Annotated in this window: 15 protein-coding genes and 1 other RNA gene; 7 read left to right on the plus strand and 9 right to left on the minus strand. The window is 65.4% G+C overall.

Going from position 1 to position 16767, the window contains the following annotated elements:
- Positions 1-69: 69 nt before the first annotated feature.
- From H2052_RS13595 to H2052_RS13605, 3 genes are read left to right on the plus strand one after another with little or no spacing between them, the layout of a single operon-like run.
- The gene (locus tag H2052_RS13595) at positions 70-1839 is read left to right on the plus strand and encodes an arylsulfatase (protein WP_293782582.1); all 1770 of its coding nucleotides are present in this window, start codon (positions 70-72) and stop codon (positions 1837-1839) included.
- On the plus strand, positions 1836-2858 hold the full coding sequence (locus tag H2052_RS13600; RefSeq protein ID WP_293782584.1) for a glutathione S-transferase family protein: 1023 nt from the start codon (positions 1836-1838) through the stop codon (positions 2856-2858). The genes H2052_RS13595 and H2052_RS13600 overlap by 4 nt, the downstream gene beginning before the upstream one ends.
- The gene (locus H2052_RS13605; RefSeq protein WP_293782586.1) at positions 2855-4498 is read left to right on the plus strand and encodes a sulfatase-like hydrolase/transferase; all 1644 of its coding nucleotides are present in this window, start codon (positions 2855-2857) and stop codon (positions 4496-4498) included. The genes H2052_RS13600 and H2052_RS13605 overlap by 4 nt, the downstream gene beginning before the upstream one ends.
- On the opposite strand, the gene H2052_RS13610 is transcribed toward H2052_RS13605, so the two are convergent.
- Genes H2052_RS13610 through H2052_RS13620 form a run of 3 tightly spaced genes read right to left on the minus strand, consistent with a single transcriptional unit; the run spans position 4483 to position 6601 of the window.
- On the minus strand, positions 4483-5364 hold the full coding sequence (locus H2052_RS13610; RefSeq protein ID WP_293782588.1) for an SUMF1/EgtB/PvdO family nonheme iron enzyme: 882 nt from the start codon (positions 5362-5364) through the stop codon (positions 4483-4485). The genes H2052_RS13605 and H2052_RS13610 overlap by 16 nt on opposite strands.
- Positions 5361-5978 (minus strand): TetR/AcrR family transcriptional regulator, encoded by a 618-nt coding sequence (locus H2052_RS13615; protein WP_293782590.1) that lies wholly within the window; start codon positions 5976-5978, stop codon positions 5361-5363. The genes H2052_RS13610 and H2052_RS13615 overlap by 4 nt, the downstream gene beginning before the upstream one ends.
- On the minus strand, positions 5975-6601 hold the full coding sequence (locus H2052_RS13620; RefSeq protein WP_293782592.1) for a methyltransferase domain-containing protein: 627 nt from the start codon (positions 6599-6601) through the stop codon (positions 5975-5977). Before H2052_RS13620 ends, H2052_RS13615 begins: the two co-directional genes overlap by 4 nt.
- A gap of 153 nt (positions 6602-6754) precedes the next feature.
- Between H2052_RS13620 and nhaA the strand changes: the two genes are divergently transcribed.
- Complete coding sequence (gene nhaA, locus H2052_RS13625; protein ID WP_293782594.1) at positions 6755-7945, plus strand: Na+/H+ antiporter NhaA; 1191 nt, start codon at positions 6755-6757, stop codon at positions 7943-7945.
- A gap of 2 nt (positions 7946-7947) precedes the next feature.
- Here the strand turns inward: nhaA and tesB are convergent, their stop codons facing one another.
- The 4 genes from tesB to H2052_RS13645 all read right to left on the minus strand — a co-directional run bounded on the left by tesB (position 7948) and on the right by H2052_RS13645 (position 12315).
- Entirely contained in the window at positions 7948-8817 is an 870-nt protein-coding gene (gene tesB, locus H2052_RS13630; protein ID WP_293782596.1) for an acyl-CoA thioesterase II, read from the minus strand.
- On the minus strand, positions 8817-9239 hold the full coding sequence (gene mce / locus H2052_RS13635; RefSeq protein WP_293782598.1) for a methylmalonyl-CoA epimerase: 423 nt from the start codon (positions 9237-9239) through the stop codon (positions 8817-8819). Before mce ends, tesB begins: the two co-directional genes overlap by 1 nt.
- Positions 9240-9313: 74 nt before the next feature.
- Positions 9314-11407: a TonB-dependent receptor gene (locus H2052_RS13640; protein ID WP_293782600.1), complete on the minus strand. Its 2094-nt coding sequence runs from the start codon at positions 11405-11407 to the stop codon at positions 9314-9316.
- 62 nt (positions 11408-11469) lie between these two features.
- Positions 11470-12315, minus strand: coding sequence for a CoA ester lyase (locus tag H2052_RS13645; protein WP_293782602.1), 846 nt, complete (start codon positions 12313-12315; stop codon positions 11470-11472).
- Positions 12316-12394: 79 nt separating this feature from the next.
- On the opposite strand from H2052_RS13645, the gene H2052_RS13650 reads away from it, so the two are divergent.
- Both H2052_RS13650 and H2052_RS13655 read left to right on the plus strand, forming a co-directional pair.
- A complete protein-coding gene (locus tag H2052_RS13650) occupies positions 12395-13369 on the plus strand; it encodes an SPFH domain-containing protein (protein WP_293782604.1) in 975 nt (324 codons plus the stop codon).
- Positions 13370-13379: 10 nt separating this feature from the next.
- The gene (locus H2052_RS13655; protein ID WP_293782606.1) at positions 13380-13826 is read left to right on the plus strand and encodes an NfeD family protein; all 447 of its coding nucleotides are present in this window, start codon (positions 13380-13382) and stop codon (positions 13824-13826) included.
- Here the strand turns inward: H2052_RS13655 and rnpB are convergent.
- Positions 13827-14203, minus strand: an RNA gene (rnpB, locus tag H2052_RS13660) — RNase P RNA component class A. It abuts the gene before it with no gap.
- Positions 14204-14384: 181 nt separating this feature from the next.
- Between rnpB and H2052_RS13665 the strand changes: the two genes are divergently transcribed.
- Positions 14385-15974: a hypothetical protein gene (locus H2052_RS13665; RefSeq protein ID WP_293782608.1), complete on the plus strand. Its 1590-nt coding sequence runs from the start codon at positions 14385-14387 to the stop codon at positions 15972-15974.
- Here the strand turns inward: H2052_RS13665 and H2052_RS13670 are convergent.
- Entirely contained in the window at positions 15944-16675 is a 732-nt protein-coding gene (locus tag H2052_RS13670; RefSeq protein WP_293782610.1) for a helix-turn-helix domain-containing protein, read from the minus strand. The two genes, H2052_RS13665 and H2052_RS13670, sit on opposite strands and share 31 nt — an antisense overlap.
- Positions 16676-16767 lie beyond the last annotated feature (92 nt).

The following is a 16767-nucleotide window of genomic DNA, read 5'->3' on the forward strand; positions in this document are numbered from 1 at the left end:
TATTATTGATTGCGTCGAGGGCGTGAGCCCTGCAGATGCAAGGGGACGGTCAAACGGGAGAGGGTGTTGGTGCGGCTGGGCAGGCTGCAGCGCTGGCTTTGGGGCGGCTTTGCCGGCCTTGCAGCCGCTTGCGCCCCTGCCCGCGCGGAACCCGCGCCGGTACGTCCCAACTTCGTGCTTATCCTGGTCGATGACGCAGCGCTGATGGATTTCGGCGCCTACGGCGGCGAAGCGCGTACCCCCAATATCGACCGGCTCGCTTCGGCGGGCGCGCTGTTCACGCACTACCGCACCTCGCCGCTCTGCGCGCCGTCGCGCGCGATGCTGCTCACCGGCATCGACAATCACCGGAACGGCGTTGCCACCATCCCCGAGGTGCTGCCGCCCGAACACGAGGGGAAGCCGGGCTACGGCCTGCGGCTTGCGCCCGAAGCGGTCACGGTCGCGGAGCGGCTGCGGCGTGCGGGCTATCGCACCTACATGACGGGCAAGTGGCACCTTGGCAGCGGCAAGGGCGACCTGCCGCCTTCGCATGGCTTCCAGAAGTCGTTCGCGCTCGATGCCTCCGGCGCCGACAACTGGGAACAGAAGCCCTACATGCCGTATTACGATACGGCACCGTGGTTCGAGGACGGCAAGCCCGCGACACTGCCCGCCGATTTCTACTCGTCGGAATTCATCGTCGACCGCATGATCGACTATCTGGAAACGGACCGGGCCACGGGCGACCCGTTCTTCGCCTATGTGGCGTTCCAGGCTGTGCACATCCCGGTGCAGGCGCCGCGGTCCTATACGGCGCGCTACGAGGCGGTCTACGACAAGGGCTGGGACAGTGTCCGCACGGCACGCTGGCAGCGCGCGCAGGCGATGGGCCTGATCCCGGCCGGCGCCCCTGTCGCCGCCAAACCCGCCGGCCAGCGGCGTTGGGATGCGCTTCCCGACCCCGAGCGGCGCCTGCTCGCGAAAAGCATGGCGGTGAACGCCGGCATGATCGAGGCGATGGACGACCACATCGGCCGGCTGATCGCCTATCTCGAGAAGCGCAGTGCGCTGGCGAACACGGTGTTCGTCGTCACCTCCGACAATGGGCCTGAGCCCAATGAACCCGTCAGCCAGCGCGGCTTTCCGCTCTGGATGCGGATGAACGGCTACGACCAGAACCTGGACCGGCTCGGCGAGAAAGGCTCGTTCGTCTCGATCGGCCCGGAGTGGGCGACCGCCGCGGCAGCGCCGCACAGCCTGTTCAAGTTCTATGCGTCCGAAGGCGGGCTGCGCGTGCCGTTCATCATGTCCGGCCCCGGCATCACCGCGCAGCCGCGCGTGTCAGCCGCCGCCTTTGTCACCGACGTGGCGCCGACACTGCTCGACATCGCCGGTATCGAGGGCGCGGGCGGCATGACGATGACCGGCCGCAGCCTTCGCCCCGTCCTCAGCGGCGCGGCCGATCACGTCTATGCGCCCGATGCGGCGATCGGCATGGAGGTTTCGGGCAACGCCGCGCTCTACCGCGGCGACTACAAGCTCGTCCGCAACCTGCCACCGCACGGTGACGGGCAATGGAAACTCTACAATCTCGCGCAGGACCCCGGCGAAACCCGTGACCTCGGCAGCACCGAACCTGCACGCCTCCGGTCCATGCTCGCCGACTATCGTTCCTATGCGAAGTCGATGGGCGTGCTCGAGATTCCGGAAGGATACGACCCCTTCCGGCAGATCACGCTCAACACACGCATCAAGATCCTGAAACATCACGGCTGGGCGCTCGGCGGCATTCTGCTCGGCGGCGTCGCACTCGTCATTCTTACCCTGCGTCTTATACGCAAACGGAGGCCCGCTTGACCGAACCGCTGAGACTGCTGGGCGCCCCGGGCTCGCCCTATACGCGCAAGATGATCGCGCTGCTCCGGTACAGGCGCATTCCCTACGCGATCCTCTGGGGCAGCTACAGGCAGCCGCCCGCCGGCCATCCGGTTCCGAAGGTGAAGCTGCTGCCCACGGTCTATTTCCCGCTTCCCGACGGCACGCTCGACCCCGTGGTGGATTCCTCGCCGATCATCCGGCGACTCGAAGCCGAACATGGCGGGCGCGAGGCGCTTCCCGGCGATCCCGTGCTGGCGTTTCTCAACCACCTGATCGAAGACTATGCGGACGAGTGGCTGACGAAGGCCATGTTCCACTACCGCTGGGCGTTCGCCGAAGATGCCGCGAATGCCGCGCCGCTGCTTGTATTCTGGATGGCCCCGACGATGCAGACGGAACTCGCCGCGCAGGCGGCGGACATGTTCGCCGACCGGCAGATCAGCCGGCTCTACGTCGTCGGATCGAACGACACGACGGCCGAAACGATCGAACTCAGCTACCGGCGGTTCCTTGCCGTTCTGGATGCGCTGATTGCAAGGCGTGGCTATGTGCTCGGCGCGCGGCCATCCTCCGCCGATTTCGCCATTCACGGGCAGCTCGCGCAGCTTGCCGTCATCGAGCCGACCTCCGCCGCGATCGCCGCGCAGACCGCGCCGCGCGTGCGGGCATGGATCGACCGTGTCGAGGATCTCTCGGGCGTCGAGCCGGCCACCACAGACTGGTTTTCGCGCGATGAGCTCACCGCGCTGCGCCCGCTGCTCAGCGAGATCGGACGGGTTTATGCACCGTTTCTGATCGCGAACGCCAAAGCGGTGATGGCAGGCGCCGAAATCGTGCAGACGGAAATCGACGGTCGCCCCTGGACGCAGCCCGCCTTCCCGTATCAGGCGAAATGCCTGCAGTGGATTGGGGATGCGTTTGCGGCGCTTGGTACGGATGACCAGGCCGCGGTGCGGACGCTTCTCGATCGCACCGGCTGCGAAGAGCTTCTGCCGTGAAAAGGCGGTGGGCCCTCGCCGCCGCCGCGCTTCTTGTTGTGCTTGGCGCGGCTGCGTGGCTGAACCGCAAGGAGGTGATCCTGTGGCTCGTCACCACGCTCGCCAAGGATCGCGACATCGCGCCCTACAGCCCCGTTGCGTGGAACGAAGGCCCGGCCGCCGCACCCGCAGGCAAGCGGCCGCCCAACATCGTCTTCATCCTGGCCGATGATCTCGGCATCAACGACATTACCGCGTTCGGCGGCGGTGTCGCGGGCGGGCGCGTGCCGACGCCGAACATCGACCGGCTCGCGAAGGACGGTGCGCTGTTCGCGCAGGCCTATGCAGGCACGGCGAGCTGCGCGCCTTCGCGCGCCATGATCCTGACCGGACGCTATCCGACGCGCACGGGCTTCGAATTCACGCCGACGCCGGACGGGATGGGGCGCATGGTCGCCATGTTTTCGGACAACGACCGCTCCGGTCTGCCGCCCGCCGACTGGAACCGTGACGCAGACGACAAGGTGCCGCCCTTCGACGAACAAGGCCTTCCGGGTTCGGAAGTGACCATCGCGGAGGTGCTGAAGGGCGCGGGCTATCACACCGTCCATATCGGCAAGTGGCACCTCGGCAGCGGCAAGGAATTCGGCGCGAACGCGCAGGGCTTCGACGAAAGCCTGCTGATGGCGAGCGGCCTCCATCTGCCGGAGGATGACCCCGGCGTCGTCAACGCGCGCGTCGATTTCGATCCCATCGACCGCTTCCTGTGGGCGCGGATGCAATATGCGGCATCCTTCAACGAAGGGCCGCTGTTCGCGCCGGGCGGCTACCTTGCCGATTACTGGACCGACGAGGCGGTGAAGGTGATCCGCGCCAACCGCAACCGACCGTTCTTCCTCTATCTCGCGCACTGGGGCGTGCATACGCCGCTGCAGGCGACGCGCGCGGACTATGAAGCGGTGGGAGACATCAGGCCGCATCGCCTGCGCGTCTACGCCGCGATGGTGCGCGCGCTCGACCGGAGCGTGGGACGCGTGCTCGCGACGCTGAAAGCCGAGGGTCTCTACGAGAATACCATCGTCGTGTTTTCAAGCGACAACGGCGGCGCAGGTTATATCGGCCTGCCCGACATCAACGCGCCCTACCGGGGCTGGAAGCTCACGATGTTCGAAGGCGGCATCCGGGTGCCGCTGTTCATGCGCTGGCCCGCCCGGATCGCACCCGGCACGCGCGTAGAGCGCCCCGCCGGGCATATCGATTTGATGCCGACCTTTGCGGCGGCGGCGGGCGCGGCGCTTCCCACCGGGGTCGCCATCGACGGCATCGACCTGCTCGCCGACGCTGCGCCGCGCGCCGACGATGCACTCTTCTGGCAGAGCGCCTACTATCGCGTCGTGCGGCAGGGCGACTGGAAGCTGCAGGTGACCGAGCGGCCGAAGAAAACCTGGCTGTTCAACCTTGCCGCCGACCCGACCGAGAAGACCAACCTTGCGGACCGCGATCCGGCGCGCGTGAAGGCGATGACGGCGCTGCTCGATGCGCATCGCAAGGCCGGGCGCGCGCCGCTCTATCCGCATACGATCGAGGCACCGGTTGCGATCGACAAAACGCTCGCCGAGCGGGTCGGCGCCGGGGACGAGGTCGCCTACTGGCCCAACTGAGACGGTGCATCTTTAATGATGCGGAAGCCGACGTGGCTTGCAGAGAAGCGCGCCTCCTGTGGCTGGCGCGCGGCGGGGCGGTAGCGGCGGCAGAAGTTCTCCGAACAGAGATAGGAGCCGCCCTTGATCGTCTGCGTGCCCTCGCCGTAGGGCGTCTCGGTGATTTCCCAAACGTTGCCGATCATGTCGTAAAGGCCGATGCGGCTCGGCGGGAAGCAGCCGACGGGTGCGCGACCTGCGAAGCCGTCTGCCGCCTTCTGCTCTTCGGGAAACACGCCCTGCCATGTGTTGGCGACCGGCCGTGCTTCAGGCCCATAGGCGCCCGCTTCCTGATCGCCGCCCTTCGGCAGGCCGAGCGACGCGGCATATTCCCACTCGACCTCGGTCGGCAGACGCCCGCCCACCCACGCCGCATAAGCGGCGGCATCGGCAGGGGAGACGTGCACGACGGGATCACGGCCGCGGCCGGCGATGTCCGAGCCCGGCCCTTCCGGCGTCCGCCACGTCGCGCCCTGCACCAGCTTCCACGGCCGGCTCTCGCCGCCGTCGGGCGCCGTGAACACCGCCGATCCGCCATCGGCGTCGCCCGCCGTGCGCTCGGCATCGGTGAGATAGCCGGTGGCCTTCACGAACGCGGCGAACTGATCGTTCGTAACTTCATGCGCCTGAATTCGGAACGCGCCGACATGCAGCGACACTTCAGGGCGTTCCTCGGGATAGCGCGGCGCGGCGCCCTTGATGAAGCGCCCCTCCGGCACATCAACGAAAACGCCGAGCCTGTCCGCGGGAATGCCGCACGCGGCATCGCCACCGCGTACGCCGCACGCACCGAGCAACGCGAGGCCGAGGACGGCGAGGCGCCTCACAGACCAAGCAGCCGTTCGACGGCAAACCGCATCGCCGCCTCCGCATCTTCAGGCTCGAGGTTCTGATCCTGCCGCAGGCGCTGCCACGACTGGAACCCCGTGACCATTTCGAACGCCGCGAACAACGCAGGGTTCGACCGGACCTCGGGGGGCAGGATCGCCTGCAGTGCCGCCCGCTCAATCGCGAGAAAGCGCCGGTGGGCATCCATCAGATATTCGGACTGGAACCGGCGCGCGTGCGCCGCGGTCTTGAACGGCATCAGCCGCTCGTAGATGCGCGCCCGTCGCGTCACGACCTCTAGCGCCCTGCCCTGCCAGTCGCGCGCCTCGAACTGCGTCATCACCATCGGCAGGATTTCCGCCTCCAGCTGTGCGTTCAGTTCGCGGTAGAGGCTGTCCATCTCCTCGAAATGCCGGAAAACGGTACGGATCGAGACACCGGCCGCTTCGGCCACGCTTGTTGCATTGGGATCCATGTTCCCGCCCTCGATCACGGCGCGCATCGCGGCGACGATCTGCACACGGCTTCGCTCGCTCCGCAGTCGGCGGCCATCGACGACCTCCTCACCGTGCGGCACCAGCCGGGTGACCTTGCCCATTGGAGCGGATGTCATGAGGGTACCGCCGCACCCCAGCTCGCAAAGCCCGCAAAGCGCGGTGTCGATGGCAGGTACATGGTTTCGAGGCGATCCACGCGAAAGCCGCTGTTCGCGAGCATCGCGACGGGCTGGCGCGTCAAGTGGCAGCCGCCGAAAACACGCGTCCAAACGGGCTCGATCCGCTGCTGCCAGCGCGCGACGTCCGCGTCGGGCGCGAGGCCGTGCTCGGAAAACAGCACGCGCCCGCCCGGCTTCAGCACGCGCCGCACCTCGCGAAGCGCTCGGCCCCAATCCGGGATCGTGCAGAGCACGAAGGTCACCACCGCCGTATCGATGCTTTCGTTCTCCAGCGGTAGGCTCTCCCCGCCCGTTTCGTGAAACTGCACGCGGTCCATGATCGCGGTGTGCCGCGCCCTCTCCCGGGCACGGGCGACCATGCCGGGCGCAGGCTCCACGGCATGAAGCCGCGTAACGCGCGCCGGATCATACAAAGCGAAATTCGTTCCCGCGCCGCAGCCGAGTTCAAGCACTGCCCCCGCAGCTTCCGGCACAACCTTCGCGCGCTGCCGCATGACCGGTTTCGACGTGCAGGCGCACGATACGATTGCCGGCACCGCATAGCGATCCCAAAAACCCATTATTATATCTCCTTGAGCGAATAGTCGGACACCCGACGCGCGCGGGCAAGCAGCATATTTCGGCAGGTCAGGCGTCCGGTTTGGGGTTTTCGCCCCCAGCCGGCTCCTGTAACCCCATTCGGAGCGCATGGTGAACGTTGCGGACGAGGTGAGATGATAAACGATCTGCGCACTCTGGTGATCGAACGCCCACAGTCGGCGCTGCGCGAGTTCCTGCGGACGGAGTCCGCCGGCGGCATCGTGCTGATGGCGGCTGCGGCGGCTGCACTGATCGTGGCCAATTCCCCACTTTCGGACGCGTATTTCAGCGCGCTCAAGACCTATGTCGGCCCGCTTTCGCTCAGCCACTGGATCAACGACGGGCTGATGGCGATCTTCTTCCTGCTCGTCGGGCTGGAAGTGAAGCGCGAGCTGCTGGACGGCCAGCTTTCGACGTGGGAACGCCGTATCCTCCCAGGCGCCGCCGCAGCAGGCGGCATGATCGTGCCCGCGCTCATCTTCGCCGCATTCAACGTCGGTGACGCCGCCACGATTCGCGGCTGGGCGATCCCTTCCGCCACCGACATCGCCTTCGCGCTCGGCGTCCTTACGCTGCTGGGCCCGCGCGTGCCCGTGTCGCTCAAAGTGTTCCTGACCGCTGTTGCCATCATCGACGACCTCGGCGCCATCGTGATCATCGCGCTGTTCTATACGGCCGAACTCAATCTCGCCGCGCTTGTGGCGGCGGTGCTGCTGATCGCGGTGCTGTATGGCTTCAACCGCTTCGGCATCCGTTCGCTCTGGCCCTACCTGATCGTGGGCGCCGGCGTGTGGACGGCGATGCTGCTTTCAGGCGTTCATGCGACGCTCGCAGGCGTTGCCGTCGCGCTCACCATCCCGCTGACACAGACGGCGACCCACATCGACGACGAACATTCCCCGCTGCACCGGCTCGAACACGCAATTGCAGGTTGGGTCGCGTTTGCGATCGTGCCAATCTTCGGCTTCGCCAACGCGGGGCTTTCGTTCGCGAACGTCACTGCGGAAATGCTCGTCAGCCCGATCGTGCTCGGCATCACGCTCGGCCTTTTCATGGGAAAGCAGGTCGGCGTGTTCGGCGTGATCTGGGTGATGAAGAAGCTCGGCCTCGCCGACTATCCGGTCCACGCCTCTACTGCGCAGGTCTATGGCGTGGCGCTGCTCTGCGGCATCGGCTTCACGATGAGCCTGTTCATCGGCGGCCTCTCCTATGCCTCCGACATCTATCTCGACGAGGTGAAGCTCGGCGTGCTCGGGGGCTCGCTGCTCTCGGGCATCCTCGGGGCGGTGGTGCTGTCGATCGCACGCCGCGAACCGGCGCCGTAACGTCAGGCGAGGTCGCGGTTCCGGATCAGCCCTTCCTGCGTCACCGAAGCGACGAGCACGCCGGAGCGGTCGTAGATGAGCCCGCGGTTGAAACCGCGTGCGCCGGAGGAGCGTGGGCTGTCCTGCACGTAGAGCAGCCAGTCGTCGACGCGGAACGGTGCGTGGAACCACAGCGCGTGATCGAGGCTGGCGATCTGCATCGCTTCGTCCCACCAGGCGATGTTGTGCGGCCGCTCGCTTGTCGACAAGAGCGTCATATCGGAGGCGTAGGCCAACATGCAGCGATGCAGCGCGGCATCGTCCGGCACCGGCGCGATTGCCTTGAACCAGATGTTCTGCTGCGGCGGCCTCGCCCCGCTGCCCGGTATCGACGGATCGACGCGGCGGAACTCGATCGGCCGTTCCTGTAGAAAGCGCTCGAGCGCCGCCTCGGGAATCTGATCGGCGAACTGCAGCCGCCAGTCCATGTCGCTGATCAGCGTTTCCGGAGCCGGCACATCGGGCATGTCGAACTGATGCTCCAGCCCCTTTTCCTCGACCTGGAACGACGCCGCGAGGTTGAAAATCGGACGGCCGTGCTGGATGGCGATGACACGCCGGGTGGAGAAGCTCTTGCCGTCGCGGTCGCGCTCGACCTGATAGACGACGGGGACACTATGGTCGCCTTCGCGCATGAAATAAGCGTGGAGACTGTGCGGCGGGCGATCGTCCGCGACCGTGCGGCTCGCCGCGACGAGCGCCTGCGCGATCACCTGCCCGCCGAACAGTCGGCGGAAGCCCTCGCCCGTGTTGCGGCCGCGGAACAGGTTTTCCTCGATCCGTTCCAGATCGAGCGCGGACACGAGATCCGCAACCATCTCCTCCGCGTTCATCAATGCGCGTCCTTCGGCGTTTCCATCAGTTCGATAAGGACCCCGCCCATGTCCTTGGGATGAATGAAGATCACCGGCGTGCCATGTGCGCCGATGCGCGGTTCGCCGGTGCCGAGAACGGTGGCGCCCTTTGCGCGCATGTCGTCACGCGCGGCAATGATGTCCGGCACTTCGAAACACACGTGGTGCTGGCCGCCCGCCGGGTTCTTTTTCAGGAAACCGTGGATGGGCGAATCGTCGCCGTAAGGCTCGATCAGTTCGATCTGGCTGTTCGGTGTATCGACGAAACAGACCCACACGCCCTGCGCGGGCAGTGCGAATTTTTCGTGGATCTTCGTCGCGCCAAGGAAATCGCGATAGACGGCGACGGCCTTGTCGATCGACGGGGTTGCGATCCCGACATGGTTCAAGCGTCCGATCATTTGGGCCTCCTTCACCGCATGTTGCATCTGCGAAGAAGGCCCATAAACCCCGGCGGGCGCCGGACGCAACCCGGCTAGAAACTGAGGCTGAGCGTCGCCCGCACGTCGCGGCCCGCAAGCGGCACGTAGTCCTTGGTGAAGCTCGCGTGGCGGCGCGCATCGACATCGAACAGGTTGTTCGCCGAAAGCTGCAGCGTCGCGGGGCTATCGGCACCGAGGACGCGCCACAAGACGGAGGCGTTCACCAGCGTGTGCGAGCCGGTTTCGGTTTCGAACGCGGCAACGCGCGTCTGCTTGTCGCTCCATTCCACCTCGACGCGGCCCGTGACGAGATCCGACTGCGCCTCGATGCCGCCGAGCACCCGAAGCGGCGGGATGCGCGGCGCGGGGCCGACCGAATCGATCTTCGCGCGGACGTAGTCCGCCACACCGTCGGCAACGAAGCGGAAATCCCCGGCCGTGAACAGCGGCGCGGAGAGTTCGGCTTCGAGCCCATAATAGGTCGCGTCGGCCTGCGAATACTGGAAGACGGGAAGCTCGTCTTCTTCCAGCCCCGTGTCGGCCTCGTAGATGTAGTTCTTGAACCAGCTCGCGAAGGCGCCCAGCGAGAAGGCGACACCGCCCGTCTCCCCGCGCAGGAAGGCTTCGAGACCCCAGCTCTTTTCCTTGGCGAGCGTCGGATCACCGACCTCGAACGCCTGTGTCGCGATGTGCGGGCCGTTCGAGAACAGCTCCTCGGCGGAGGGAGCACGCACGGCGCGCGAGCCGTTGATGCCGATGTTGATGCCGTCCGTCAGTTCGTAGCGTGCGCCAAGTGCGGCGGAAAAGGCATTGAAATGACGACTGATGCCGACCGCGTTCGAAGTCACGTTGGTGCGCTCGTAGCGCCCCGACGCCTCGACACCGAGCGCGCCGAGGTTCAACTCCTGGACGGTGAACAGGCCGAACTGTTCGGTTTCGTTCGGCGGCAGGAAGGCTTCTTCGCCGACGGCCGAGAAATCGCGGATGTAGAACTGGCCGCCGAACGCACCGTTCCACGCGCCGCGCTTCGCCTGAACGAGCTCGACGCGGCCCTCGACGCCCTGGTTGTCAAACACCGTGCCGACCTCGTCGCCCTCGAACTCGGTGTGCGTGTAATCAGCGTAGCCGACGCGCACGCGCAGCTTTTCGAGGAAGCCTTCGCCAAGCTCGACCTCGCCGCGCACGTCGGCGCGCCACTGCTTGAGGCCGATGCTGACGTCGCCGTGCTCGTGGCCCTCTTCCTCGCCTTCCTCCTCGCCCTCCTCATGCTCGTGCAGCACGGGCCGTTCCGGAACGCCGTAGTTCGAATTGAAATAGCCGACCGAAAAGCCGAGCGAACCACCGTCGGTAATGATCGAGAGACCGCCGCCCGCCGTCTTCGTGCGCGTGAAGCTGTTCGGTAGGCGGCCGCGGATGCCCGCAGCCTCGGCGGCCTCTTCGTCGCCTTCCGCGGCGTGTTCCAGAGCCTCTGCGCGCAGTTCAGGCGCCAGCCCATAGCCGCCAATGCGCAGGTCGTTCGTGTCGCGCCAGCTACCGTCGACGTGGGCGACGATCGTGTCGGTAAGCGCCGCGTCGATGCCGGCGGCAACGCTGACCTCATCCGCCGCGCTCGCGACGCTACCGATCGCATCGACATGCACGCCGTGCTCCGGGACCGAACGCGGGATACGCTTGTCGAGGACGTTGACGACGCCGCCGATCGCCGACGAGCCATACAGCAGCGACGCGGGACCGCGGATGATCTCGACGCGCTGCGCGGTGATCGGGTCGATCGTGACCGCATGATCGGCCGACGTGTTGGAAACGTCGATCGAACCGATACCATCCGTCAGAACGCGGATGCGCTCACCCTGCATGCCGCGCAGGACGGGGCGCGAGGCGCCGGGCGAGAAGCTTGTCGCCGAAACGCCGGGCTGGCGGGCGATGACTTCGCCGATCTGCGGCTGCAGCGACTGCCGGAGCTCGCCTTCGGTCATCACCGAGGTGCCCGAGAGAAGGTCGGCGCGCGAGCGGGCGTAAGGCGCGGTCACCACGATATCGTCGCCGATCGTGTGCAGGTCGTCGCTCTTCTGCTCGCCGGAGGCCTGTGCAAACGCCGGAAGCGCAAGAACCTGAACCGCACACGCGGCGAGAAGCATCGAACGCATGACCACGAACTCCCTTTTTTCTGATGGGAGGCCGTTTAGAATGTAATGTTATAACTTGTCAATTATTGTGGTGCGATGCTCTCGGCGAAAGCGATGAGATCGCGGGCCTGCGCGGCGTGGAGCACCTCGACGATCTTGCCATCGAGCGTCGCGACGCCTTTTCCTTCGGCCTTCGCCGCTTCGAACGTCGCGACAATGCGGCGGGCCTGCTCCACCTCGGCAGCGGAGGGCGAAAAGACGCGGTTCGCGGTTTCGATCTGCGCGGGGTGGATCAGCGTCTTGCCGTCGAAGCCGAGCGCCTTGCCCTGAAGCGTCACCGCCTCCAGCCCCTCCATATCCTTGATATCGGGGTACATGGCGTCGAACGCCATGATGCCGGCGGCGCGCGCGGCAATGACGATCCGCTGCAGCGCGTACTGCATTTCGGCACGCGCCGGGCCGACGCGGCAGCCGAGATCCTTTTCGAGATCGGCAGCGCCGACGACGAGCGCGGCGACACCCGGGGTATCGGCGATCGCGTCGACCGCCTGCACCCCGCGCGGCGTCTCGATCATCGCCCACACCGGCACACCGCCTGCGAGGCGCACCGCCTCCGCTGCTTCGTCCGCGCTGCTCACCTTGGGCACGACGACGGCTGCGGGCTGGGCGGAACGGACGGCGAGGAAATCCGCCTCGCACCACTGCGTGCCAATGCCGTTGACGCGGATCGCGACCGTGCGGCGACCCCAGCCGCCCACCGTCACCGCTTCGGCGGCGGCGGCGCGGGCGGCTGGTTTTGCGTCAGGCGCGACGGCGTCCTCAAGGTCGAGGATCACCACGTCGGCATCCAGCGTCCGCGCCTTCTCGACGGCGCGCGCATTCGCGGCCGGAAGATAGAGCGCACTGCGGTAAGCGCGAAAATCGGTCATGGCGTTAAGATTCCCTGTGGAATTCGTGCTATGGCGGTCCAATATCGCTGTGGGCAACCGATTTATGGGGGACATGGATATGGGTGGCGGACTTTTCGTAATCTTCCTGGCGGCGCTCGCCGTCGTGTTCGTGTGGAGTGCGGTCGTCGTCGTCCGGCAGGGCTATGAATATACGATCGAGCGCTTCGGCCGCTTCACGCAGGTCGCAAAGCCCGGCTTCACGCTGATCCTGCCGTTCATCGATCGCGTCGGCCGCAAGGTCAACATGATGGAGCAGGTGCTCGATATTCCGGGACAGGAAATCATCACCAAGGACAACGCCATGGTTTCCGTGGACGGCGTGGTGTTCTTCCAGGTGCTCGATGCCGCGAAGGCCGCTTATGAGGTCTCCGACGTCTATGTCGCGATCCTGCAGCTCACCACGACCAACCTGCGCACCGTGATGGGCTCCATGGACCTCGACGAGACGCTGTCGCGCCGTGACGAGATCAATGCCCGGCTGCTGCATGTCGTCGATGACGCGACGACATCGTGGGGCGTGAAGATCACGCGCGTCGAGGTGAAGGACATCCGCCCGCCGCAGGACATCGTGAACTCGATGGCGCGGCAGATGAAGGCGGAACGCGAGAAGCGTGCCGCGATTCTGGAAGCTGAAGGTCTGCGCGCTTCGGAAATCCTGAAAGCGGAAGGCCAGAAGCAATCGCAGATCCTGGAAGCCGAAGGCCGCCGCGAGGCTGCGTTCCGCGACGCCGAGGCGCGCGAGCGCGAGGCGGAGGCCGAAGCCAAGGCGACCGAAATGGTCTCGAACGCCATCGCCAGCGGCAACGCGCAGGCGATCAACTACTTCGTCGCGCAGAAATATGTGGACGCGATGCACGCCTTCGCAAGCTCGCCGAACGCCAAGACGATCTTCATGCCGCTGGAAGCCACGAGCCTCGTCGGCACGATCGGCGGCATCGGCGAACTGGTAAAGGCCGTGCGCGACGGCGGGGATACGCCGCCGCCAGCGCCCGCGCCACGCCCGCGCCGTCCGGGTCCGTTCGAGCAGGCCTGAGGAGACCGCCATGCCGGATTTCCAGAACTTCGAGATGACCTACTGGGTCTGGTTCGCCGCCGCCGCGGTGCTTGCGATCATGGAGATCATCGCACCCGGCATCTTCATGATCTGGCTCGCGATGGCCGCCGGCGTTACCGGCGTCGTCACGCTCGCGCTCGGCTTCGGGTGGGAACTGCAACTCGCGGTGTTCGCGATCCTGTCGGTCGTGGCGGTGTTCGTCGGCCGCAACTTCCTGAAGCGCAACCCGGTTGAAACCAGCGATACGGGGCTCAACCGCCGCGGCGAGCGGCTGGTCGGTACGCGCGTCAAGGTCGTGGAACCGATCATCGACGGGCGCGGGCGCGTGCAGGTCGGCGATTCGCCTTGGCTCGCCACCGGCCCCGACGCCGCGGCCGGCACCATGGTCCGCATCACCGGCGTTGACGGTGCGACGCTCCACGTCGAACCGGCATAAACGGTCAGAGGGTCTGTAAGCCGGGTTCTGTACTGCCCGCAAAGGCAGCGACGACCATTCCTCTAGGACGGCGCTCGCGCGCCGTCTCAAGCAACCTACCCGGGCGGTCCGGCCGGATAAGCCATGCGCCGCCCCTATTCGGTTTTGCTCCCGGTGGGGTTTGCCGTGCCGCTTCCGTTGCCGGTCGCGCGGTGCGCTCTTGCCGCACCCTTTCACCCTTGCCGTCCGGCCGAAACCATCGGGCGGTCTGCTCTCTGTGGCACTTTCCCTGGGGTCGCCCCCGCCGGGCGTTACCCGGCACCGTCTATCCGTGGAGCCCGGACTTTCCTCCCCGCCGTTCTTTCGAACCCTGGCGCGGCGGCCGTCCGACCCTCTGACCGGGCATATAGATACGGTCAGGGGTTCGGATTGGCAAGGCAGCACCTGAACAGAGGCACTTGCAAGACCATCGAAACAGTAAGGTCTCGTTTCATGAATCCGTTGCCTCACCAAAAGGAATATTTGGCAAAACGCGTCTTGATACCCCCCAGAATCGTTCTAGATTTGTGAGACAGGGGGATGTCCATCATGATTACTCGTTACGCTGCACTCGCGGCCGTGTTTTTCGCCACGTCGGCGGCCAGCGCACAAGTTTCTGCATCAGATGCATTGTGGGCGGGATGCGGGGAAAACCCTGTTTCCAAGATGACGACGTTCATGGCGGGCCCCAAAGCCGCGAAAGCCAGAACGCCGAAAGTCCTTCCAGAGATCGGCCACCAACGCTGCACGCTGGCGCTGGATCATCCATCGATGGCGAACGCGCCATGGCAACGACGCGCAAGCCTTCTACGATCACGTGCCCGTTTCGCGCTTTCGAGCGGCGACCCGGAAGGCGCGCTTGCGGACCTTGATCTGATAAAATCCATTGAACAGCCCGATACGGTCTATACGCGCAGCTTCGGCGTTTCTCTGCTGATGCTTCGCGCGCTTGCTCTTGCGAAAACCGGGCAATTCGAAGCCGCGACGGTATCGGCGATGGAAGCCGCCAAGCTGAGGCCATGGAGCGACGACATTGCTACATTTGCTGCATTCATAGGCCAATTGGACGGCTCGACATCGGCCGACGAAGCGCAATTCTGGACGCAGGCCATTCGCGTTTCACCTTCAAACATCGAACAGCGCGCGCGTATACGCAGCGCGTCCGGCGACTGGGCCGGCGCGTTACACGACTGGAAACACGCAGAATCTGAACCGGGGTCTTACGGAAAAGCCATGGACGGACGAGGCGGAAAGTTTAACCTCGTCACAACGGAAGTGGATGTCACGCGAACGGGACAGGCTGCACTTGCCGCCGCGATGACAGGCGAAATCGAAACCGCACGAAAATGGCTGGCTGCTGCACGGAGCGCCATCGAAAGCCCTCCGCCAGAAAGTGACACACCTTACCACCCACGCATCAGCGCGGAAAAGCAGACCTCTAGGCTTGCAGCCTGGCAAGGCGTGGTCGAAGCAGCCGGAGCGTACAAATCTGGCGATGCATCCGGCGCAGCAGAGCGCGTGTACGCGTTGAAAAACCTGCCTGCGAACATGATCGTCGTCCAGATGCTGTCCTCCATCGCCGAAGCATTACCGACAGCGAGCCGCGCTGGGCCGCTCCGTGATGTGCCGTCTCTCAGAACGCAGCTTCTGAATAGTCAGCGGAAAGCGGCCGACAATGACATGCTACTGACTTTTTTATTGGCAGACATGCCCGAGCATGAAGATGTCGCGGCGACCAACCGCTATCGCAGTTCGATCCTGTTTCTTCGCGCGAGCGGTTTCAAGGATACGCTTCGCAAAGATGGAACCGGAGCGACAATCAAGTATTTCGGAGACAAATCGACGCCGCTTGCGGTGGGAGAGATGGCGTTGTTGCGTGACGCCGAACTTGCGCAGAAAAGCGGCAAGCCGGCTTTCCTGATCCGGGACCGCAGCGATTATCGGATGACATCGACGCCGACGATGTATGGCTCGCCCATTGGGCCGACTGTGACGGCGGGATACGGGTCGCAGATCGAGGTCGATTTCCTTGATTCCATATCAGCCGACAACGCCCGTGCAATCGATGCCGCCGCGCTGCGTGTGGCGCTCGAGCCGATCTACATTCGCACCGACGCTGCCGGATCATAGCCGCTGGGCTGCTCGGCCCCGCGCTTCGCGAATGGGCTGAGGCCGAGCCACCTATTCATGTTCGCGGCGAGGTGGCGATCGCCGGTGAGGTGCAGGCGGTCCTCGTCCACGGCGGTAGCGACGGTGTCGTGGCCCATCCAGATCGCGGTCATGGTGCGGAGGTCCGTGGACACGTAGAGATCGACATCGAAGCCGGGATCGACCGAGCAGAGATCAATCTCTTCGCCAGGCTCGATCATGAGCCACCACGCGCGCCGGTCCGCTGGCAACTCGGGATAGCGGAACTGGACGACCGTTCGCCGCGCGGGGAGCGGACGCGGATCGAGGTTGCGGCGCATGTCCCACATCAGGAGCTGCGCATCGAGCCGCTGGAGCGAAAGCTCGCTATCCACCCAGCGATGACCCCACAGGCCGAACGCTTCGACCAGCGGCTCCAGTTCCCTGCCTGCTTCCGTCAGCCGGTAGTCGAAGGCGCCAGCATCGCGCGCGGAGGGCAGTCGGTGTATGATGCCCGACGCCTCGAGCTCCTTCAGCCGCTGCGAAAGGAGCGCGGGCGACATGCGCGGGAGACCGCGACGCAGATCGTTGAAGCGCGAGGAGCCGGCAATGAGTTCGCGCAGGAGGACCACGGTCCAGCGCGTGCAGAGGATTTCCGCCGCCATCGCGACCGGACAGAACTGGCCGTAGGTGGTCTGTGCCATGATCGGGCTCCAGTGTTGCGGGGCCTTATACCGCGAAGTCGCCGCAAGTGACGAGTTCAGATTCTGTACCGGGGTGATTCAGATGCTGAACT

Source organism: Sphingosinicella sp. (assembly GCF_013911755.1).
In the GTDB taxonomy this organism is placed as follows: domain Bacteria; phylum Pseudomonadota; class Alphaproteobacteria; order Sphingomonadales; family Sphingomonadaceae; genus Sphingosinicella.